Below are 20,309 nucleotides of genomic sequence, written 5' to 3' on the forward strand. Positions count from 1 at the left end.
AAAACTAGTTAATGTGTTTACTACAAGCGGTGAACACAACACAGGAGCGATGACGTGGCCTACTACCGGCAGCTCGGATCGGTACCGCCGAAGCGGCACACCCAGCACCGAACTCCCGACGGCAACCTCTACTTCGAGGAGCTGATGGGCGAGGAGGGCTTCTCCTCGGACTCGTCTCTGCTCTATCACCGCCACATTCCGTCGGCCATCGTCGACGCCACGGTCTGGGATCTGCCCGACCAGACAACGACCCCGAATCACCCACTGATGCCGCGGCACTTGAAGTTGCACGAGCTGTTTCCGGAATCCGTCGTCGCCGACACCGACGTCGTCACCGGTCGCCGGCTCGTCCTCGGCAACGCCGACGTCCGACTCTCCTACGTCGTCGCGTCGAAAATCTCACCGCTGTATCGCAATTCGATCGGCGACGAGATGGTCTACATCGAATCCGGTTCAGCCACCGTCGAAACCGTGTTCGGAACCCTCGAGGCGCGGCAGGGCGACTACGTGCTCATTCCGCGTGCCACGACGCACCGCTGGATTCCCGACGGCACCCTGCGCGCCTACGCCATCGAGGCCAACAGTCACATTGCACCGCCCAAGCGCTTTCTGTCCAAGTACGGCCAGCTGCTCGAGAACGCTCCCTACTGCGAACGCGATCTCCGCGGCCCCAACGAGCCTCTACTCGCCGACGGCAGCGACGTCGAAGTGCTTGTCAAACATCGTGGTTCGACGGGCATCGTCGGAACCCGATACGTCTACCCCAATCACCCGTTCGACGTGGTGGGATGGGACGGTTGCCTGTATCCGTACACGTTCAACATCTCGGACTACGAACCGATCACCGGCCGGGTGCATCAACCACCGCCTGCGCATCAGGCATTCGAGGGGGCCAATTTCGTGATCTGCAATTTCGTGCCACGCAAGGTCGACTACCACCCATTGGCAATTCCGGTGCCGTACTACCACTCCAACGTCGACTCCGACGAGATCATGTTCTACGTCGGCGGCGACTACGAAGCCCGCAAGGGCTCGGGCATCGGGCAAGGCTCGATCTCGGTACATCCGGGCGGTCACGCTCACGGGCCGCAACCCGGTGCCTACGAACGTAGTATCGGCGCGGAATTCTTCGACGAACTGGCTGTCATGGTCGATACGTTCCGCCCCCTCGAACTCGGCGAGGGTGCGCTCGCGTGCGAGGACACCGGCTATGCGTGGACGTGGGCAGGCCGGGGGCCGAACCGATGATCCCTCCGCTCTTCCGTCGCCTGTGCGACGACGCCGCCGCCTTCCCTCCCGGCAATGCGCCGCTCGATGTTGCTGTGGCACAACATCTCGAGCACCGGGCCAGTGCGTTCGCAGACCTCGTCGGCCCGTTGGTCGTTCCGATGGACCGGGTGAACGAGCTGGATCTGGGTGCTCGGATGGAGGTGGCGTTGACCGCACCCGCCGGGCCGGGAAGTGTGGAGGCAGGCCTGCGGGCCGCCGACCGCACGGCCAACGTGACGGTCGTGTCCATCGAAGTGGCCATGCCCCACGGCACCGACATCGATGTGCTGCGCGGCATCACCCAGGACATCGACATCTATGTCGAAATTCCCCGAGACTCCCGAAAAGACGACATCTTCGACGCCGTCGACGAGTTCGGGTATCACGCCAAGTTTCGGACCGGCGGCGTCACGGCCGACCAGTATCCGGACGAACACGAGCTCGCCGCGTCCATCTATCGGGCGGCCCAGCGCGAGGTCCACTTCAAGGCCACCGCGGGTCTGCACCATGCCGCCCGTAACACCGATCCCCACAACGGATTCGAGCAGCACGGTTTCCTCAACGTGCTCCTCGCCGCGCAGGCCGCACACAGCGGCGCACGGGTCGGTGAGCTCGAGAAGATCCTGGCGATCCGAGACGCAGACGTCCTCGCCGGGCTCGTCGCCGGGATCGAGGGCCAACGCGCCTTTGCCTCCTTCGGCACCTGCAGCATTCGTGAACCCCTGGACGATCTCGTCCGACTCGGACTCGTCCCACCTCTGTGACCTAGGAGCGCCGCTCATGACGCACGTCGACATTCCCGCCGATTCCGAGTTCGGAATCGACAACCTCCCTTACGGCATGTTCAGCACTCCGGGCACGGATTCCCGTGTCGGAGTCCGCTACGGCGACAACGTGATCGACCTGTATGCAGCTCTGGGTGACGCAGACTTCGTGTCGACGAGCCTGAACGCATTCATGGCTCGCGGACGCGGTCGGTGGGCGGAGGTCCGCTCGTCGGTCACCGACATGCTCACCGGTGGCACGACCCCCGCGGAAGCAATCGTGCCCGTTTCCGACGTGACGATGCACCTTCCGTTCGATGTGGCCGACTACGTGGACTTCTACGCCTCCGAGCATCACGCAGCCAACCTCGGCCGGCTCTTTCGCCCCGACGCCGAACCGCTGCTACCGAATTGGAAGCACCTGCCCGTGGCGTACCACGGTCGGGCCGGCACGGTCGTCGTCTCCGGCACCGACATCACCAGGCCTCGCGGCCAACGCAAGGCACCCGACGAGGCGTCGCCCACCTTCGGTCCGAGTCGGCGACTGGACATCGAGGCCGAGATGGGCTTCGTCGTCGGCGTTCCGTCCGACGGGCCAATATCGCCGGATCGGTTCTCGGACCACGTGTTCGGAGCCGTCATCGTCAACGACTGGTCGGCGCGCGACATCCAGGCCTGGGAGTACGTGCCACTCGGGCCGAATCTCGGCAAGAGCTTCGCGACGTCCATCTCGCCGTGGGTCGTACCCCTGCTCGCGCTGGAGCAAGCACGGGTGTCGACGCCGGTGCAAGACCCCGAGCCGCTCGAGTACCTTCGCGAATCTCGTTCCTGGGCTCTCGATATCGACCTGGCCGTCGCGTGGAACGGGCACGTCGTCTCGCACCCGCCCTACAGTGCAATGTACTGGTCGCCTGCTCAGATGCTCGCGCACGAGACCGTCAACGGTGCGACATCGCGAACCGGCGATTTGTTCGCCTCGGGCACCATCTCGGGACCGGAGAAGAATCAGCGCGGCGCGTTCATCGAATTGACCTGGGGTGGAGCCGAACCCGTGAGCCTCGGATCGGAGACCCGAACCTTCCTCGAGGACGGTGACGAGGTTGTCATCGCCGCCAGCGCCCCAGGACCCAACGGATCTCGCATCGGATTCGGTGATGTCCGGGGTCGCATCAAGCCGGCCTGAGTGACAGCTACCAGTCCGACCGCACGATGAGGGACTGCTCGATTTCGAGTGCTGCGTCGCGCACGGCCTGCCCCCACAACACGCCGGCCGAGGTCGACACACGCTCGATCGGTCCCGCGACGCAGACGGCGGCCACGATGCGCTCGTCTCGGCGAACCGGGGCGCTCACCGAGGTCAGTCCCGGGGTTCGCTCGGATACAGATTCCCACCACCCGAGTTCGCGGCTCTCGGAGTCGGCGTCGAGATCGCCGGCCAACACGTGACCGGCCGACCCCGCTCCGAGCGGAAGTAGCGCCCCCACCGGCAACGACGCGCGGAGTTCGTGCTGGGAATCCTCGGAGACCAGGCACAACCGATGCGATCCCCGCAATACCCACAGCTGGGCGGATTCGCCGGTCTCTTGCCGCAGGCGCCTGAGAATCGGTACCGCGAGCCCGCTGAGAGTGGAGGTGCCGAAGCGGTCACCGGGATGAAGAAGACCGTCGTTGTCCCGGCGGAGCATCGAGTACCGCACCATCTCGCCGACCAGTCGATAGACCGTCGATGCAGACAGGCCCAGTATTTTGGCGAGGTCGCCGGTGGTTCGCGGACATGCCTCGACGGCATTGAGAATCGCCGCGGCCCGGGCCAGCACCCCGGTAGTGGTGTCGGCGCTACCGTCCGTCACTGCTGTCGACCTCCGTTTTCGATTCCCGTACAGCATCGGCTACATGGCCGACACTGCTTACGCAGCATAGGTGTCGGACCGGTCCGTGACGCTGTCAGCAGGGCCGAGCGCCACGATGGACGCCGGCCAGATCGCGGTAGGTGAGCGCGTTGGCTGTGCAGTGCTCCACCTCCTCGTCGGTCAGTTCCCGCCGAACCTTGGCAGGGACACCGGCGACCAATGATCTCGGCGGGATCTGTGCACCTTCCGTCACCAGTGCACCTGCGGCAACGAGACAGTCCTCTCCCACCACGGCACCGTTCATGATGACGGCAGCCATGCCGACCAAGGTTCCGTCGCCGACGGTGCAACCGTGCAAGACGGCATTGTGTCCCACACTCACGTTGCGTCCGATCGTAAGCGGGAAGCCCGGATCCACATGTGCGACAACACCGTCCTGAATGTTGGACCCACCACCGATTGTGATCTCCTCCGAGTCGGCCCGTAGAACGGCCTGGTACCAGACACTGCTGTCCGGACCGAGATTCACTCGCCCGACGAGCGTCGCAGTGGGGGCGAGCCACGCGGATGCGTCGACGGTAGGAGATCCGCACTCGAGCGCGAGCAGCATCGACCCTGGGTTCTTGTCGGTCATGAGTTCCTGTTTCCTTCCAGCGGCACGAATATCTGAGAAATCCACATCACAGTGGTTGTCATACGTGATCCAGCACACTATGGTCATTCCTACCAGAAGATAATGCCTTTATCAAATAATGATAATTGGCCATCTTCACTCTGACTTACTACGTACTGCAGGGAGTGACCACCGGTGTCCATCACCACTGAGAACGGCCCTTTGCACGGAATCCGTGTGATCGAGCTGGGCAATTTCATCGCTGCACCCTTCGCGAGTCGCCTTTTCGCCGACTTCGGTGCCGACGTCATCAAGATCGAGCGCCCCGGCGTCGGCGACGAACTTCGCGGCTGGCGTCGAAGCCGCGGCGACACCTCCATGATGTTTCGAACCATTGCTCGCAACAAGCATTCGGTGACTCTCGATCTTCGTACCGACGAAGGCCGCGATCTCGCGCTGAAGTTGGTCGAGACCGCCGATGTCGTCGTGGAGAACTTCCGGCCCGGCACCCTCGAGCGGTGGGGACTGGGACCCGACCGACTACAGGAAGCCAATCCCGACGTGGTCATGGTCCGTATCTCGGGCTACGGCCAAACCGGTCCGCATCGAGACCGGGCCGGATTCGGCGGGGTAGCAGAAGCATTCGGCGGATTGCGCCACGTCACCGGCCACGCGGATCGCGAGCCCGTTCGGCCGGCAGCACCCATCGGCGACGTACTGGCCGGATTGCACGGTGCCGTCGGCGCTCTCGTGATGCTCCTGGCCCGCGAACGGAGCGGAAATCATTCCCGGCCCAAGGTTGCCGACGTCGCACTCTACGAGGCGGTGTTCATGGCCATGGAATCGCTGGTCCCGGACTACGACGCATACGGCACGGTTCGCCAGCGCACAGCGGGCAATCTTCCCGGCGTGGTCCCCAGCGGCATCTATCCGTCCCAGGACGGCAGCGTCATGATCGCCGGAAACTCGAGCAGCGTGTTCGGACGGCTCATGACCGCGGTGGGCCGAGCAGACCTGGCCGCCGACCCGGAACTGGCGAACGGCGACAAACGATTTGCGCGCGAGGCCGAACTCGACGGAGCCATCTCCGACTGGACGTCGGTAAGGCCGACAGCTGTTGTCGTCGACGAACTCGGTGCCGCCGGTATACCCGTCGGAGAAGTGTTCGACGCAGCTCAGATCGCCGACGACGAACACTTCGTTTCACGCGGGATGGTCCAACCTCTGAAAGTCTCTGTGGAACAGGGCAGTACCGAGGAAGTGCGCTTTCCCGGAGTGGTTCCACGCTTCGGCGACGAACCCACCGCCGTGAAGTGGGCCGGACCGGACCTCGGCGAGCACACGGACGATGTTCTCGGCCGCATGCTCGGACTCACCGAGGAGCAGCTCGACGATCTCCGCGCCAGGAAGGTGATCTGACATGCCTCGCGTACACATCACCGACGTTTATCTCCGCGACGGATTGCAGGACGAGAAGTGCATCGTCCCCACGGAGGACAAACTCGCCGTACTCGACGCCACCCTCGCGTCGGGCATCACGACCGTCGAGATCGCCTCGTTCGTTTCTCCCACACGAGTGCCACAGATGGCCGACGCCGAAGAGGTCGTTTCGCGTGCGCCGCGCCGATCCGATACCCGCTACACCGCATTGACATTGAACGGACGGGGAGTGCACCGGGCCGCCGAGACCGACATCGATGTGATCCAGGTCGTCACCTCCGCCAGTGAGAGCCACAGCCGCGCGAATGCCGGACGGTCGTCCGAGGACGCTCTGCAGGGTCTGCACCGTGCAGTCGCGGCGCATCCGGATCGGACGTTCATCGGCGGAGTCAGTACCGCTTTCGTGTGCCCGTTCGATGGCATCATCACGCCCGCACGGCTCGTCGAGGTCTGCACGCGCATGGCCGACATCGGCGTATCGAGCCTCGGTCTTGCGGATACCCTCGGCATCGCGACCACGGATCAGGTACTGGTCGGAGCCGACGCCGTCCGAAAGGCGTTGCCGGAGTTGACGATCAGCCTGCACCTGCACAACGCCCACGACCAGGCCCTCGAGACAGCGGTACGTGCAGTGCTCGACCTCGAGATCGAGCACTTCGACAGCGCGCTCGCCGGTTACGGCGGTTGCCCCTTCGCCCCGGGCGCGCACGGAAACCTGGCCACCGAGCAGCTCGTCGACAGGTTCCATCGCGCCGGAATCGACACCGGTATCGACACGGCTGCTCTGGCCGCCGCTGCCGATCTCGCTCGTTCAGTGGTCGATCGCGCTCTCCCTCTCCCCACTTCTGCTTCCGCTCTCTGATCAGGCGGGCTCCGGTCCGCGCATCGCCGATTCCCCTACGGCACAACCTCATCCTCCGTCCGAAAGGCCAGCCATGGTCTACGCAATCTCGATCATCGCCCTCATCGCAATCTTCACGGTCGCGACGATCACTCCCATCAACATGGGCCTACTGGCCTTCGCCGGCGCCTTCCTCATCGGTGGCGCGATATCCGGCATACCTATCGAAGACATCATCGACGCATTCCCAGGTAGCACCTTCATCATCGTCGGTGGCATCACCTTGTTGTTCGCCATCGCCAAAGCCAACGGAACCATCGACGTCGTCATCGATCGATCCCTCCGGCTCGTGGGCGGACGGCGCTGGGCCATCCTGTGGATGATGTTCCTGCTGTCCGGCCTGTTGATGGCCCTCGGATCCGTGCTCGCCGTCGGCATGCTGGCACCGATCGCGATGCCGCTGGCCAAGCGCAACAACATCAATCCCTTCCTGATGGGCATGGTCGTCAGCCATGGCGCGCTCGCCTGCTGCTTCTCCCCGATCAACCTCTACGGCGCTTTCGTCAACGGCTTGATGGACTCCACCGGTGTGGGCTCACATCCGCTCGCGCTGTTCCTCATCCCGTTCGTTCTCAACACGCTGATCGCACTGGTGCTCTTCCTCGTTCTCGGCCGCGACCTGATCAAAGACCGCACGCGTGCGTTCGATGTCCAGGATCTCCGCGACCAGGAGGGCGGGCTGCCGGTGCAGTCAGGACCGCGTCCGGGCAACACCGGGTTGCCCGAGGGCAGCGGTGGCGGCACCGCCGTGCAAGTCGAAGCCGATCCGATCGAAGCAGCCTCGGTCACAACGGTTCCCGATCAAGCCGTTCCCCTGACTCGAGTGCGCGTACTCACGCTTCTCGGTATTGCCGCCCTGGTTCTGCTGTCCGTGACCTTGGGCGTCGACATCGGCGTCAGCGCGATCTGCGTGTCGGTCGTGTTGTTGCTGCTGGCACCGAAGACTCATCCGAAGGTGGTCGACAACATCGCCTGGCCTGCCGTGGTTCTGGTATGCGGTGTTCAGACGTACATGGCGGTCATGACCCAGAACGGTACGCTGGGATTCCTCGGCGACGCCGCCTCCGCCCTGGGATCACCACTGCTGACGGCACTCATCCTGTGCTACGCGGTGGCCATCATCTCGGCGTTCGGATCGTCGATCGGCACCATCGGTATCGCCCTCCCACTCGCTGCACCCATGCTCGCCGCCGGCGAGCTGGGAGCCATCGGATTCGTTGCTGCCATTGCATTCTCGGCGACGGTGGTGGACGTGAGCCCGTTCTCCACCAACGGCGTGATGGTCCTGGCCGAGGCACGAGTGGACGACAAAGCCCGATTCCAGCGAAAGATGTTGGGTTACTGCGGACTCGTCGTTCTCCTCGCTCCGCCGACCGTATGGTTGCTGACGGTGGTCGGGCCTTCGATGACCTGATTCGAGAGCCTCTTCGGCCCCTGCCTCGACGCGGACGTGCTCAGTCGCGCGTTCGTCGATAGGCAGGGGCCTTCGGCGTTCTCTCTGGCTCGGCGGTGTTCAGCAACGGCATCGCTCGAAACTCGACCAGTTCCGAGAGCACGACCACACTGGTGGACCGCGCGATCGTACGAGACTGGTTGAGCACGATCAGAGTTCGCTGCAGATCGTCGTGCGAGGCGGCCGCGACCCGGCACAGTACGTCGCCGGCACCGGTCGTTGCGAATGCTTCCAACACCCCGGGTATTTGCTCCAGAACAGCGACGACGTCACCGAGAGCGCCCTGGGCGATCTCCAACGTCACGAACGCCTGAACGCCGTAACCTGCTGCAGCCAAGCCGATTCGAGGCTGATACCCCCTGATGACACCGGCGTCCTCCAGTCGCTGCAGACGAGCCGACACAGTCGCACGCGCAACGCCGAGCGTCCGCGACAGCTCGAGCACACCGATCCTCGAATTGTCATGCAGCGCAGCGAGCATCGCCCGGTCCAACTCGTCCAATGTGGATTCCATCGCGCACCTCCAGCTTTCTGTACGAATTGTATAGCACGCGACGCATTCTCCTGACCTATCTGTACAGCTCAGATAGCAGAAGTTCGGTCGATCGACACCTCTCACCGGCAATGTTTGAGTCATCAGGACAGTTCGCTCAGCTCGAACCGAAGGCGGCCGATCCCCTCGTCGCCGCGCCCGAGCCATCACACCAACCAGGGAGCCTTCATGAGCCTCGACAGCATCCTCAACGACGACGAAAGATTGGCCGATCTCGATGCAGATCAGCTTCGACAGCTCGTCGGCCTTGTCGAGTACGACGACAAGAAAGATCCCTTTCCGGTCAGCGGCTGGGACGCCATCGTGTGGGTCGTCGGCAACGCGACGCAGACCGCGCACTTCTTCCAGTCCGCGTTCGGCATGGAGCTCGTTGCCTACTCCGGCCCGACAACGGGCCAACGTGACCACCACGCGTACGTGCTCAAGTCCGGCGCAGTGCGTTTCGTCATCAAGGGAGCCGTCGATCCGGACAGCGATCTGGTCGCCCACCACACCCGCCACGGCGACGGCGTCGTCGACATCGCGCTGGCCGTACCGGATGTGGATCGATGCATCGAACATGCGCGGGCCCAGGGCGCGCGAGTACTGCAAGAGCCGACCGACATCTCCGACGAGCACGGCACAGTCCGCACCGCGGCCATCGCGACCTACGGCGACACCCGGCACACGTTGGTGGACCGCTCCCGCTATACCGGCACCTACCTCCCCGGCTACGTACCGCGAACGTCGACGTTGCAGCGACCGGAAGGCGCTCCCAAGCGCATCTTCCAGGCTCTCGATCACGTGGTCGGCAATGTCGAGCTCGGCAAGATGGACGAGTGGGTCGACTTCTACCACCGCGTCATGGGTTTCACGAACATGGCCGAGTTCGTCGGGGCCGATATCGCCACCGATTACTCGGCGCTGATGAGCAAGGTCGTCTCCAACGGCAATCACCGCGTGAAGTTCCCACTGAACGAGCCGGCCATCGCCAAGAAGCGTTCACAGATCGACGAGTACCTGGACTTCTACCGAGGCCCGGGAGCACAGCATCTGGCGCTCGCGACCAACGACATCCTGTCCTCGGTCGATGCCCTCCGCGCAGCGGGCGTCGAATTTCTCGCCACACCCGATTCGTACTACGAGGACCCGGAACTGCGGGCCCGTATCGGCAACGTCCGGGTACCGATCGAAGAGCTGCAGAAGCGCGGCATTCTCGTCGACCGTGACGAGGACGGGTATCTGCTGCAGATCTTCACCAAGCCACTGGTCGATCGCCCGACGGTATTCTTCGAGCTGATCGAACGCCACGGCTCACTCGGCTTCGGCATCGGTAACTTCAAGGCACTGTTCGAGGCCATCGAGCGGGAGCAGGACGCGCGCGGAAACTTCTGACTCGTGATCTGTTCGACGCCGCCCACTGTCAGCGTTCGGTGGGCGGCGTCGTGCGTCCCAGACCGCCTCGGTCCTCGTCGAAAATCAGCCATGTGCGGGTCGCCCGAACGCCGTCGAGCGATTGCAGGCCCTCCAGCACCACCAGCCGTAGGCTCTCGTTGTCGGGAGTCCTGATGAGTACCAGCACGTCGAAATCCCCTCCGAGCAAGCTGAAATGGTCGACGAACTCCATCGCCCTCAGCCCCTCGGACACGGTCCGCCACGAATCCTGACGGATGGACAACGCGATGAACGCCGAGGTTCCGAGCCCGGACGCCGCGTGATCCACCTGCACGGTGAACCGTTCGATGACACCGGAATCCTTGAGTCTGTCCACCCGCGTATAGGTATGTGCCCGCGAGAGATTCAAACGATCTGCCAGAACCCGCATCGACACCCGACCGTCCGCGCTGAGCTCGGCGAGAATGCGACGATCCGTGTCGTCCAACTCCACACGTCTCGAGACGTCGTCCATTCGTCCGCTCCTACCTGGTAGTTCCTTGCACCGATCGGACGGATTCTGGGTTCGTGCGCCGATTGGCGACCATATGTCTGCAATTCTACGACCTTCGGGCTTGTTCATCACAAAATCGGCCAGAATCGCCGTACAAGCCGATTTCAGGAGAGTGCGTCATGACGATCGTCGAGAAGATAGCGGCAACGTCCTATCAACAGTTCATGCCCGCCGACCGTCCCGTGCAGTATCTCGCGCCGGACGGGACGGGCGTGGACAGTGCCGCCCGCTACGCACACCCGTCCAACGAGCGCCTGCTCGAGATGTATCGCTCGATGGTCCACGGTCGCCGATTCGACCAGCAGGCAACAGCTTTGACCAAGCAGGGCCGTCTCGCGGTCTACCCGTCCTCGCGCGGACAGGAGGCCTGCCAGATCGCCGCAGCCCTCTGCCTGGGCGAGCAGGACTGGATGTTCCCGACGTACCGTGACTCGATGGCTCTCGCGGCGCGAGGCGTCGACCAGGTGGAGTTGCTCGGCATGCTCGCCGGCTACTGGCACTGCGGCTACGATCCGACCGCCTACAAGGTCGCTCCCCAATGCACCCCACTGGCAACACAATTGCTCCACGCGACCGGATTCGCGTTTGCCGAGGCCAAGCAGGGTCGCGACACCATCGCCCTCGCGTTCTGTGGAGACGGAGCCACCAGCGAGGGCGACTTCCACGAGGCCCTCAACTTCGCCGCGGTGTTCCGGGCCCCGGTCATCTTTCTGGTGCAGAACAACGGCTTCGCGATCAGCGTTCCACTGGCACGTCAGAGTGCGGCTCCGTCGTTGTCGCACAAGGGAGTCGGCTACGGAATCGGCAGCGAGCAGGTCGATGGCAACGACCCGATTGCCATGATGGCCGTGATGGACGAGGCCGTGAAGTACGTCAGAGCAGGCAAGGGGCCGGTGGTCGTCGAGGCGCACACCTACCGCATGGACGCGCACACCAACGCCGACGATGCCACGCGCTACCGCAAGGCCGACGAGGTCGAAGGGTGGCTGGCCCGAGATCCGCTCTCGCGCCTCGATTCCTACCTCGAAGGCCAGGGGCTACTCACCGACGAGCTGCGCGAGCAGATGACGGTATCGGCCGACGCCGACGCCGCTGCGCTTCGCGCCGGCATGAACGTCGAGCAGGAAGTCGACCCCAAGGATCTGTTCCGGTTCGTCTACTCCTCCCCCACACCCGCCCTGATCGAACAACGCGATCAGGTTGCCGCCGAAATCGCTGCAGGAGAACTGTCATGACCACGATGACCATGGCCGGAGCACTGAACGCCGCCCTGCGCGACGCGTTGACCGAGGACGAGAAGGTCGTCGTGTTCGGCGAGGACGTCGGCACACTCGGCGGCGTCTTCCGCGTCACCGACGGACTGACCCGCGACTTCGGCGACGACCGCTGCTTCGACACCCCGCTCGCCGAGTCGGGTATCGTCGGATTTGCAATCGGAATGGCGATGTCGGGTTACAAGCCCGTCGTCGAGATGCAATTCGACGCCTTTGCCTACCCGGCCTTCGAGCAGATCGTGTCTCATGTGGCCAAGCTGCGCAACAGAACTCGTGGCTCACTCACCGCGCCGATGGTCATACGCATCCCGTTCGCCGGCGGTATCGGCGGCGTCGAGCATCACTGCGACTCGTCCGAGGCCTACTACGCCCACACCCCGGGCCTGAAGGTCGTCTCGCCGTCCACTGTCGCCGACGCGTACTCGCTCATGCGCGACGCCATCGCCGATCCGGACCCGGTGATCTTCCTAGAGCCGAAGCGGCTGTACTTCTCCAAGGACGACATCGAATTGACCAAGACCGAGCCGATCGGCACCGCCGTCGTCCGCCGTGCCGGTACCGATGTCACTCTTCTCGCGTACGGACCCACCGTGTCTGTGGCCATGCAGGCCGCGGAGTTCGCAGCCGAGGACGGCCGGAGCGTCGAAGTCATCGATCTGCGCTCGCTCAACCCGTTCGACGACGAGACCGTCGGGGCCTCGGTACGTAAGACCGGTCGCTGCATCGTGATTCAGGAAGCACAGGGCTTCTCCGGTGTCGCCGCCGAGATCGCGTCGCGGGTATCCGAGCGTTGCTTCCATCACCTGCACGCTCCGGTTCTGCGGGTCACCGGTCTCGACATCCCCTACCCCGCACCGAAACTGGAGCATTTCCACCTGCCGTCCGCTGACCGTGTGCTCGACGCGATGGACCGACTGCAGTGGAACGACGCCCCCGACCTGAGCAAGGCGGTCACGGTATGAGCATGCAGGTGTTTCTGCTCCCCGACCTCGGGGAAGGACTGACCGAGGCCGAGATCGTCGAGTGGAAGGTCAAGCCCGGCGACACCGTAACCATCGATCAGGTCGTCGTCGAGGTCGAAACTGCAAAAGCGTCCGTCGAGGTGCCGTGTCCCTTCGAGGGTGTGGTCGGCGAACTGCACGCCGCCGAGGGCACTTCACTGGCCGTCGGTGCTCCCCTGATCAGCATCACCGGCGGTGCTATTTCCGATACGCCTGCCGCCCATGAGCGGTACCGCGAGGAAGAACGCGCCGGCTCGGGCAATGTGCTCATCGGCTACGGCACAGGACACGGCCCGACCGGTCGTCGCAAGCGGAGTGCGGCTCCGCCGCAGCAGAGAGCGGCTGCGCCGCAGGTGAGCGGAAACTCGACCCAGGCTACGAGTTTCCACTCACATGCGCCGAAGGTGCTCTCCCCGATCGTTCGCAGCATGGCGTTGCAGGGTGGGCTCGATCTGGCCAGCATCGATACCGCTGGCGGCCACGGAGTGATCACCCGCGCGGACGTCGAGCGAGCCTTGGCCAGTTCGACCGCTGCTTCCTCGTCGGAGGGAGTCACTCGAATCCCGATCACCGGGATTCGTAAGACCATCGCCGACAAGCTCTCTCGCAGTCGCGCGGAGATCCCCGAGGCAACTGTCTGGGTCGACGTCGACGCGACCGCTCTGCTGCAGGCCCGCCGCGACCTCGATGCCTCCATCGACGGAGTCAAGGTGACGCTGTTGGCGGTTCTCGCCAAGCTGACGATGATCGCTTTGGCCAAGTTCCCCGAGCTGAACAGCACGGTCGATACTGCCGCGGGCGAGATCCTGCGCTACGAGAACGTCGGACTCGGCATCGCCGCGCAGACCGACCGTGGACTGATGGTTCCTGTTGTGCCGCAGGCGGACAAGGCCGATCTGAAGGAACTGTCCGAGCGGTTGGCCGAGTTGACCGAACTCGCACGGACCGGTTCCCTACCCGCCGCCCGCCTGAGCGGCGGAACGTTCACGCTCAACAACTACGGAGTGTTCGGGGTCGACGGCTCGGCCGCGATCATCAACCATCCCGAGGCCGCGATCTTAGGCATCGGACGCATCATCGACCGCCCGTGGGTGGTCGACGGCCAGTTGGCCGTCCGCAAGGTCGCACAGCTGTCGTTGGCGTTCGATCACCGCGTGTGCGACGGCGGAGTGGCCGGTGGTTTCTTGCGCACTGTGGCAGATTTCGTCGAGAACCCCGTCGTGGCATTGGGTTCCGTCCGATGAGTGACGTGGACGTTCTCATCCTCGGTGGCGGATCCGGCGGGTACTCGTGTGCTCTGCGGGCCGAGCAGCTCGGTCTGTCGGTTGCGTTGGTGGAGGAAGACAAGCTCGGTGGCACCTGCCTGCATCGCGGGTGCATCCCCACCAAGGCGCTGCTGCACACGGCCGAGGTTGCCGATGCGGTGCGCGGGGCTGCTCATGTCGGCGTCACCGCATCGTTCACTGGTGTGGACATGCCTGCGGCACTGGACTATCAGCGCAGCGTGGTCGCCGGCCTGTACAGCGGGCTGCAAGGTCTGTTGAAGCGACCGGGTATCGAGATCGTGTCCGGCCGTGGACAAGTGGCCGGTCCTCGCACCGTCGAGGTGGAGGGTCGACGCATCACCGGGGCCTCACTGGTTCTCGCGACCGGATCGTATTCGCGCACCATCCCGGGCGTCGAGCTTGGACCTCGCGTTCTCACCAGCGACGACGCATTGGCGCTCGACCGTATCCCCGAGTCTGTCGTCGTACTGGGCGGCGGAGTCATCGGTATCGAATTCGCCAGCATCTGGGCCTCTTTCGGTGCTCAGGTCACCGTCGTCGAGGCCCTCGATCGTATCGTGCCGGGCGAAGACGAATGGTCGTCGAAGCAGTTGACCAAGGCATTACGCAAGCGCGGCATCGACATTCGTACCGGCACCAAGGTCGAGACCGTCACCGAATCTCCCGACGACGTCGCAGTGGCGCTGTCCTCCGGAGACACCCTCTCAGCCGATGTCGTGCTCGTCTCCGTCGGACGCGGACCCCGGACCGACAGCTTGGGTTTGGCCGAGCAGGGCATCGCCACCGAACGGGGCTTCGTCACTGTCGACGACAATCTGCTCACCACGGCGGACGGCGTCTATGCCGTCGGCGACATCGTGGCGGGCTATCAGTTGGCTCACCGAGGATTCCAACACGGCATGTTCGTCGCCGAACACATCGCCGGCCTGGCACCGGCACGCATCGACGGCGATCTCATTCCGCGCGTGACCTATTCACACCCGGAGGTCGCGTCGGTGGGACTCACCGAAAAGGCCGCGGAGCAGACATACGGCACCGTGACCTCCGTTGTCTACGACCTCGGCGGCAACGGCAAGAGCCGCATCCTGTCCACCGCCGGTGGAGTCAAAGTGATTCGAGCCCGTGACGACGGCCCGGTTGTCGGTGTTCACCTCCTCGGTGACCGCGTGGGCGAGCTGATCGGCGAGGCACAACTCGCCGTGGCATGGGAAGCACTGCCATCTGAAGTCGGGAGTTTCGTGCATGCTCACCCCACGCAGAACGAGGCACTCGGTGAGGCGATGATGGCGCTGTCGGGACGTCCGCTGCACGCGCACAGTTGACCGCTGCCGGAACAGGTTTCGTCATGGTCGACCCGATGTCAGGTCGGGCCCGGGTCGGGTGGGGCTCGAACTGTGCACGATCAGTGTGCGCGCAGAGTCGCAGACCTGGGCCGGATCGGTGCTGAAGAAATACCTCCACTCGTTCGACGGCGAGGCTGGAGCATCGGGGTCGAGCGGGGCGGCGACCAGGGCGCAGTAGAACCGTTGGCCGATGACGGCGATGGCACCGATTCTTTCCGAGGGTTGAACCAGGTCGGCGTGGCGCACCCCATCGGTGGCAGTGAACAGTGCGCGCGGTGCGTCGAGCGCTTTGACGTACGGGTGTCGGCGCGCCAGATGCTGCAGTTTGCGCGCCATGTCTGCGCTGCACAATTCCGGTTCGCGGAACGCGACGACGATCGTCAGAGTCTCGGTGGTCGTCATCGCGAAGTCGAGCAAATGGTCGGAGATGGACGTGAGGAGCGAGATCGACGTCGTGTCGGTGGCGCGGTCGTCGAGAATGTCGGTCAACGGTCTCGTCACAGGAGGGCGTGGCTGCACAGGAAAGGAGGAGGTCGGGGATGCATCGAGGGGGCCGGGACGGCCGAGATGAAACCCTTGCCCGTAGTCGGCACCCCACGCCAAGGCCTTGTCCTTCTGTCTCTCGGTTTCGATTCCTTCGGCGATGAGTGTCACCTCGAACCGGCTCGAGTATGCGAGCACGGCGAGCAAGGTGGCGAGCTTGTCGCCGGGGAGGTCGTCGTCGAGCAACGATCTGTCGAGTTTGATCACTTCCGGTGCCAGAAGGGGCAGCAGTACCAGAGAGTCGGGGTCGGCACCGACGTCGTCGAGAGCGATGGTGACTCCGTCACGTCGGAGTCGGTCCGCCGATCTGAGCAGGCGTGCAGGGTCGGTGAGCAGGGAGCGTTCGGGGAATTCCGCAACCGGCCGAACCTGGGAGCCGCCTGCGCGGAGCAACTGGCTGAGGCGGCGGACCGAGGCCGACGAGTTCTCGGAGGACATCGCTTCGGCTTCGATGTTGACGAACAACGTACGCGGCGCGTGGTCTGCAGGGGTCGACTGTGCCGCTGTGGTGACTGCCGACTCAATGCATCTGCGGTCCAACTCGTCGACCATTCCCATGGTGCGAGCGATGTCGAAGATCTGTTCCGGCGAGGTGTCCGGAAACGCCGGCCACCGGGTGAGTGCCTCGTGCGCGACGACCAACCCGGTTCTCGAGTCGACGATCGGCTGAAAGATCGAGGTCAGTGAGCCGAAACGCTCGTCGAAGCCCCTGTCGACGCCCAATTCTCACCCCACGTTCTCGGTCCCACCGCTGCACGTACACAGAGACTTTCGTTCCCTGTGCCGCGGCACGCGGGCGCGTTGTCCGTACGCGGGGCTTCGCCACAGCGGATGGACGGCGTCTGCTTAGTTCTTATCAAGCGATTCGCAGCCTGGCAATGATTGCCGCCCGTTGTTCAGTAACGTGAACCAGCCTGGTGTCGCGTCCGGCTGTAGGACGTGATCAGTGCCGCCCGTCGGCGACAATCATCCGAAAGATGCGGAGACTCAGCAATGTCAGAGCACAGAGTGTTCGATCCGTCCGAGCACGAACACGACTCGATCGTCCGTGGTCTGATCGACGATCCCGCCATCGGCGTCGTCGACACGACACCCGACCAGTTGGCCTCGCTTCGTGGGCTACTTCCCGCGATCGCCGGCGACCTCGCGGAAGAGCCACGGTGGGTGTACTACCCATGGCGGCGCTCACTGGTGCGGGTCCTCGGTCCACGCGGCTTCGATCGGCTGCGACTGGACCGCAACAGAAACAAGATCACCACCGAAGAGCAAGCTCGGTTCAGAGGTCTGCGGGTGGGAATCGTCGGGCTGAGTGTCGGTCATGCCGTCGCGCATACCCTCGCACTGGAGGGATTGTGCGGGGAGTTGCGTCTGGCCGACTTCGACGAGCTCGATCTGTCGAATCTCAACCGCGTCCCGACTTCGGTGCTCGATCTGGGCGTGAACAAAGCGGTCGTGGCAGCCCGACGAATTTCCGAGCTCGACCCCTATCTGAATGTGCAGGTCTTCGCGAACGGTGTGACGGCCGAGACGCTCGGTGGCTTCCTCGACGGACTCGATCTCGTCGTCGAGGAATGCGACTCGATCGACACCAAATTGCTGGTCCGCCACCACGCCCGCGCCCAGGGTATTCCTGTGGTGATGGAGACCAGCGACGGAGGCGTCCTCGATATCGAACGCTTCGATCTCGAACCCGACCGACCGGTGTTTCACGGGCTGCTCGGCGAAATGGACACCGCGGATCTGGCCGACATGACCATCGAGCAGAAGAGCACAATTGCAGCGACGTTGCTCGAACCGAGCAAGCTGACCCCTCGAATGATTGCGTCGGTGCCGGAGATCGGGCGCACGCTCTCGACGTGGCCCCAGCTCGGCGGAGACGTCGCACTCGGGGGTGCCGCTGTAACCGCTGCCGTGAGGGCATTCGGCCGCGGCGAACCACTCCCTTCAGGTCGGCGGCGGATCGATCTGGATGGATTGGTACGCACCGGCCTCGACCCTGCCGCCGGTCCTGCAAACGTGTGAGCGGGCGCACCACCGGCGAGGAGCTCCGACAGATACTGTTTGTGGGGTTCGCCCAACCCTGATCCGAGGAATCATTCGATGAACGTGATCGACCAGTCGCCTCGTCGGCGCACGAACTTCTGGCGATCACGGCTCGACACCCGCACGGCCGCAGTCATCGCGAGCGCCACCGGTGCGGTGCCGCTGTTGGCCATTGCGCTGCTGTCACCGACATTCCTACGGCCGAACGCACTTCCGGTTCTCATCGCCGTGCTGACGTTTACTGCAGTCACCGTGCTTTTCGCCGCCAGGGTGGGGCGGTTGAGCGAACGCCAATTCGCGGTCCTGGGTTTCGGGGGTATGACCGGAGTCGCGATCAGTGCCTACCTGATCGCGGATCCGGCAGGAACGCGTGCGGTCACCTCGATGTTGGCCATCGTTCCGGCCATCGCCGCATCGAGCTCACCACCACGTGTGACTGCCGGCCTGTCCGCGGTCTCGGTGGTGATGGCCACGGCACTGTCGGTGATCAGTGTGGGATCTTCAGGGTGGGCGGTGACTGCGGTCGCTATCGGTGCCGCCGTGACCACGGTGCTGGTGCCGGTCGCGCTCATCGGTGGCCTGCGCCGAACACTGTCGGTGGTCAACCGGAAACTGCAACAACTGGCCGACACGGATCCGCTGACCGGTCTGGTCAATCGACGCGGACTGCTGTCGAACGCCGGGATCCTGGTGCACGAGGCCTGCGAGCGAGGGAAACCGTTGTCTGCGCTCGTAGTCGACGTCGACTACTTCAAGGCCGTCAACGACACGGCCGGTCACACAGCCGGCGACCGAACGCTCGCCGCGGTTGCCGCCACCCTGGCGAATGCGGTGCACGCGGTGGTCGGCGCATCGGATGCGGTGGTTGCCCGGACCGGCGGCGAAGAGTTCCTGATCCTCGCCACACACCGAGAGGATCACGAGCTCACGCGGCGGATACTCGACCGAGTCCGGTCCGACTGCACGGTGACCGTGAGTATCGGAACGGTGACTGTGGACGTGCGACCGGCCGCGTCCGATGACGGTGCGTCACCCGCGACAAGCCTCGCTTCGACCGAATCGGGCGGTCTCGATCAAGTACTCGATGCAGTCGTCCGCGCCGCTGATGCCGCGCTCTACCGAGCCAAGACCGACGGCCGAGACCGCGCCTGCCACGCGGGGACCTTGACGATCAGCTGGCAGGGCACCCTACAGGGTCGGCAACACGAAAATGGTCGACGCCAGTGATGTAGCGAGCCGCTACGCCACGAACAGGACCTGCCGATCGTCCCCGCACAGTGCGCGGACCTCGTCGACCATCGAGCGCCACACCTCGGGCTGCGCGGCCTGCGCGAGGGTAGTTCGGTCCCACCACATCATGACGGTCCGGTACTGCTCACTCGGATACGCGGCAGCGGGGATGCCGTGGTCGATCCGCCCACCGGAACTCTCCCACAAACGCAGGACGTGATCGGCCGCGCTGGCGAACAGGTACCGGCTGCCGGTCAATTCGAGCGTCGGCAACGCTGTTCGAGCCAGGACATTCGACACCGTCCGCCCTGCGGCCCCCGCATCGACCCACGCGCTTTTCATTTCCACGATTCCGTGGGGAAGTCGAGACCGAAGCAGGTCGGTAACCGGTGCCAGTCCGGGCGAGTCCTTCCACTCGGTGAGGACATGGGATTGCTCGACCATCGCGTACGGCCCCTGGGCTCGAACGCCGCCGAGCATCTCTCCTGCCTCATCGCACACCACGTAGAACAGTGCTGTCGTTGCGCCGGAAGCCACTTCTTCCATGTCGAGAGCCGCGGTGACACCGTGGCGTGAATACGACTCCCACGCTCCTTCGACGTAGCGGGACCACAGTTCCGGGGAGCCCGACGGCGTCGCGGCTGTCAATGTCAGGGCTCCGTCCGCGCAGGGCGTCGACCGGTGGACGGAGTCCAGGCCTCGCCCCCGGACGAGGCTCGTCCTGTCCGTCGGCACACTGCAAACCGAGCGGGGACGGTCTACGTATTCGATGGTGCGTGCCGAGGGCACGTCGGGGAGGAGGGGGGTAGTCATGGGCGC

Annotated in this window: 19 protein-coding genes; 13 read left to right on the plus strand and 6 right to left on the minus strand. The window is 64.3% G+C overall.

All coding sequences use genetic code 11. From position 1 onward, the window contains the following. The first annotated feature begins 54 nt into the window (after positions 1–54). From CH283_RS10925 to fahA, 3 genes are read left to right on the plus strand one after another with little or no spacing between them, the layout of a single operon-like run. Positions 55–1,248 carry a homogentisate 1,2-dioxygenase gene (locus tag CH283_RS10925; protein ID WP_094638795.1) on the plus strand — a complete coding sequence of 398 codons (1,194 nt, stop codon included), beginning with the start codon at positions 55–57 and terminating at the stop codon, positions 1,246–1,248. Continuing rightward, complete coding sequence (locus CH283_RS10930) at positions 1,245–2,033, plus strand: hypothetical protein (RefSeq protein WP_094638796.1); 789 nt, start codon at positions 1,245–1,247, stop codon at positions 2,031–2,033. Before CH283_RS10925 ends, CH283_RS10930 begins: the two co-directional genes overlap by 4 nt. A 16-nt stretch (positions 2,034–2,049) precedes the next feature. Then, the gene (gene fahA, locus CH283_RS10935; RefSeq protein WP_094638797.1) at positions 2,050–3,216 is read left to right on the plus strand and encodes a fumarylacetoacetase; all 1,167 of its coding nucleotides are present in this window, start codon (positions 2,050–2,052) and stop codon (positions 3,214–3,216) included. Positions 3,217–3,223: 7 nt separating this feature from the next. Here fahA and CH283_RS10940 read toward each other — a convergent pair whose 3' ends face one another. Together CH283_RS10940 and CH283_RS10945 are read right to left on the minus strand one after the other, a co-directional pair. After that, a complete protein-coding gene (locus CH283_RS10940; RefSeq protein ID WP_068054581.1) occupies positions 3,224–3,883 on the minus strand; it encodes an IclR family transcriptional regulator in 660 nt (219 codons plus the stop codon). A 94-nt stretch (positions 3,884–3,977) separates the two neighbouring features. After that, on the minus strand, positions 3,978–4,517 hold the full coding sequence (locus CH283_RS10945) for a gamma carbonic anhydrase family protein (RefSeq protein ID WP_094638798.1): 540 nt from the start codon (positions 4,515–4,517) through the stop codon (positions 3,978–3,980). Positions 4,518–4,691: 174 nt separating this feature from the next. On the opposite strand from CH283_RS10945, the gene CH283_RS10950 reads away from it, so the two are divergent. From CH283_RS10950 to CH283_RS10960, 3 genes are all read left to right on the plus strand, one after another. Beyond that, positions 4,692–5,915 carry a CaiB/BaiF CoA transferase family protein gene (locus CH283_RS10950; RefSeq protein WP_231894016.1) on the plus strand — a complete coding sequence of 408 codons (1,224 nt, stop codon included), beginning with the start codon at positions 4,692–4,694 and terminating at the stop codon, positions 5,913–5,915. A gap of 1 nt (position 5,916) precedes the next feature. Next, a complete protein-coding gene (locus tag CH283_RS10955) occupies positions 5,917–6,798 on the plus strand; it encodes a hydroxymethylglutaryl-CoA lyase (RefSeq protein ID WP_094638799.1) in 882 nt (293 codons plus the stop codon). A 73-nt stretch (positions 6,799–6,871) separates the two neighbouring features. Further along, a complete protein-coding gene (locus CH283_RS10960) occupies positions 6,872–8,251 on the plus strand; it encodes an SLC13 family permease (RefSeq protein WP_094638800.1) in 1,380 nt (459 codons plus the stop codon). Positions 8,252–8,291: 40 nt separating this feature from the next. Here the strand turns inward: CH283_RS10960 and CH283_RS10965 are convergent, their stop codons facing one another. Further along, positions 8,292–8,804: an Lrp/AsnC family transcriptional regulator gene (locus CH283_RS10965; protein ID WP_094638801.1), complete on the minus strand. Its 513-nt coding sequence runs from the start codon at positions 8,802–8,804 to the stop codon at positions 8,292–8,294. A 207-nt stretch (positions 8,805–9,011) separates the two neighbouring features. Here CH283_RS10965 and hppD point away from each other — a divergent pair, with 207 nt between their 5' ends. Further along, a complete protein-coding gene (hppD, locus tag CH283_RS10970) occupies positions 9,012–10,217 on the plus strand; it encodes a 4-hydroxyphenylpyruvate dioxygenase (RefSeq protein WP_068054567.1) in 1,206 nt (401 codons plus the stop codon). A 28-nt stretch (positions 10,218–10,245) separates the two neighbouring features. On the opposite strand, the gene CH283_RS10975 is transcribed toward hppD, so the two are convergent. Further along, positions 10,246–10,731 carry an Lrp/AsnC family transcriptional regulator gene (locus CH283_RS10975; protein ID WP_068054563.1) on the minus strand — a complete coding sequence of 162 codons (486 nt, stop codon included), beginning with the start codon at positions 10,729–10,731 and terminating at the stop codon, positions 10,246–10,248. Between the two features lie 158 nt (positions 10,732–10,889). Here CH283_RS10975 and CH283_RS10980 point away from each other — a divergent pair, with 158 nt between their 5' ends. The 4 genes from CH283_RS10980 to lpdA are packed head-to-tail and all read left to right on the plus strand — an operon-like array spanning position 10,890 to position 15,653. Further along, the gene (locus tag CH283_RS10980) at positions 10,890–12,005 is read left to right on the plus strand and encodes a thiamine pyrophosphate-dependent dehydrogenase E1 component subunit alpha (RefSeq protein ID WP_094638802.1); all 1,116 of its coding nucleotides are present in this window, start codon (positions 10,890–10,892) and stop codon (positions 12,003–12,005) included. Continuing rightward, positions 12,002–13,006, plus strand: coding sequence for an alpha-ketoacid dehydrogenase subunit beta (locus CH283_RS10985; RefSeq protein WP_094638803.1), 1,005 nt, complete (start codon positions 12,002–12,004; stop codon positions 13,004–13,006). The genes CH283_RS10980 and CH283_RS10985 overlap by 4 nt, the downstream gene beginning before the upstream one ends. Further along, positions 13,003–14,289, plus strand: a complete 1,287-nt coding sequence (locus CH283_RS10990) for a dihydrolipoamide acetyltransferase family protein (protein ID WP_094638804.1) — start codon at positions 13,003–13,005, stop codon at positions 14,287–14,289. The genes CH283_RS10985 and CH283_RS10990 overlap by 4 nt, the downstream gene beginning before the upstream one ends. Next, positions 14,286–15,653: a dihydrolipoyl dehydrogenase gene (lpdA, locus tag CH283_RS10995; protein WP_094638805.1), complete on the plus strand. Its 1,368-nt coding sequence runs from the start codon at positions 14,286–14,288 to the stop codon at positions 15,651–15,653. The genes CH283_RS10990 and lpdA overlap by 4 nt, the downstream gene beginning before the upstream one ends. Positions 15,654–15,674: 21 nt before the next feature. Here the strand turns inward: lpdA and CH283_RS11000 are convergent, their stop codons facing one another. After that, positions 15,675–16,940, minus strand: coding sequence for an EAL domain-containing protein (locus tag CH283_RS11000; protein ID WP_094638806.1), 1,266 nt, complete (start codon positions 16,938–16,940; stop codon positions 15,675–15,677). A 270-nt stretch (positions 16,941–17,210) separates the two neighbouring features. Between CH283_RS11000 and CH283_RS11005 the strand changes: the two genes are divergently transcribed. After that, the gene (locus CH283_RS11005; protein WP_094638807.1) at positions 17,211–18,239 is read left to right on the plus strand and encodes an Rv1355c family protein; all 1,029 of its coding nucleotides are present in this window, start codon (positions 17,211–17,213) and stop codon (positions 18,237–18,239) included. A gap of 78 nt (positions 18,240–18,317) precedes the next feature. Further along, positions 18,318–19,487 (plus strand): GGDEF domain-containing protein, encoded by a 1,170-nt coding sequence (locus tag CH283_RS11010; protein ID WP_068284327.1) that lies wholly within the window; start codon positions 18,318–18,320, stop codon positions 19,485–19,487. Positions 19,488–19,499: 12 nt separating this feature from the next. Here CH283_RS11010 and CH283_RS11015 read toward each other — a convergent pair whose 3' ends face one another. Further along, positions 19,500–20,303 carry a hypothetical protein gene (locus CH283_RS11015; protein ID WP_231894017.1) on the minus strand — a complete coding sequence of 268 codons (804 nt, stop codon included), beginning with the start codon at positions 20,301–20,303 and terminating at the stop codon, positions 19,500–19,502. Between the last annotated feature and the right edge of the window lie 6 nt (positions 20,304–20,309).

The sequence above is a fragment of the Rhodococcus sp. 05-2254-2 genome, from assembly GCF_002259095.1.
In the GTDB taxonomy this organism is placed as follows: Bacteria; Actinomycetota; Actinomycetes; order Mycobacteriales; family Mycobacteriaceae; genus Rhodococcoides.

Bases quoted from the DNA above. Each gene is read 5' to 3' on its own strand.
- CH283_RS10930 (WP_094638796.1), top strand. From the start codon at position 1,245: ATGATCCCTCCGCTCTTCCGTCGCCTGTGCGACGACGCCGCCGCCTTC.
- fahA (WP_094638797.1), top strand. From the start codon at position 2,050: ATGACGCACGTCGACATTCCCGCCGATTCCGAGTTCGGAATCGACAAC.
- CH283_RS10945 (WP_094638798.1), bottom strand. From the start codon at position 4,517: ATGACCGACAAGAACCCAGGGTCGATGCTGCTCGCGCTCGAGTGCGGA.
- CH283_RS10955 (WP_094638799.1), top strand. From the start codon at position 5,917: ATGCCTCGCGTACACATCACCGACGTTTATCTCCGCGACGGATTGCAG.
- CH283_RS10960 (WP_094638800.1), top strand. From the start codon at position 6,872: ATGGTCTACGCAATCTCGATCATCGCCCTCATCGCAATCTTCACGGTC.
- CH283_RS10965 (WP_094638801.1), bottom strand. From the start codon at position 8,804: ATGGAATCCACATTGGACGAGTTGGACCGGGCGATGCTCGCTGCGCTG.
- hppD (WP_068054567.1), top strand. From the start codon at position 9,012: ATGAGCCTCGACAGCATCCTCAACGACGACGAAAGATTGGCCGATCTC.
- CH283_RS10975 (WP_068054563.1), bottom strand. From the start codon at position 10,731: ATGGACGACGTCTCGAGACGTGTGGAGTTGGACGACACGGATCGTCGC.
- CH283_RS10980 (WP_094638802.1), top strand. From the start codon at position 10,890: ATGACGATCGTCGAGAAGATAGCGGCAACGTCCTATCAACAGTTCATG.
- CH283_RS10985 (WP_094638803.1), top strand. From the start codon at position 12,002: ATGACCACGATGACCATGGCCGGAGCACTGAACGCCGCCCTGCGCGAC.
- CH283_RS10990 (WP_094638804.1), top strand. From the start codon at position 13,003: ATGAGCATGCAGGTGTTTCTGCTCCCCGACCTCGGGGAAGGACTGACC.
- lpdA (WP_094638805.1), top strand. From the start codon at position 14,286: ATGAGTGACGTGGACGTTCTCATCCTCGGTGGCGGATCCGGCGGGTAC.
- CH283_RS11005 (WP_094638807.1), top strand. From the start codon at position 17,211: ATGTCAGAGCACAGAGTGTTCGATCCGTCCGAGCACGAACACGACTCG.
- CH283_RS11010 (WP_068284327.1), top strand. From the start codon at position 18,318: ATGAACGTGATCGACCAGTCGCCTCGTCGGCGCACGAACTTCTGGCGA.
- CH283_RS11015 (WP_231894017.1), bottom strand. From the start codon at position 20,303: ATGACTACCCCCCTCCTCCCCGACGTGCCCTCGGCACGCACCATCGAA.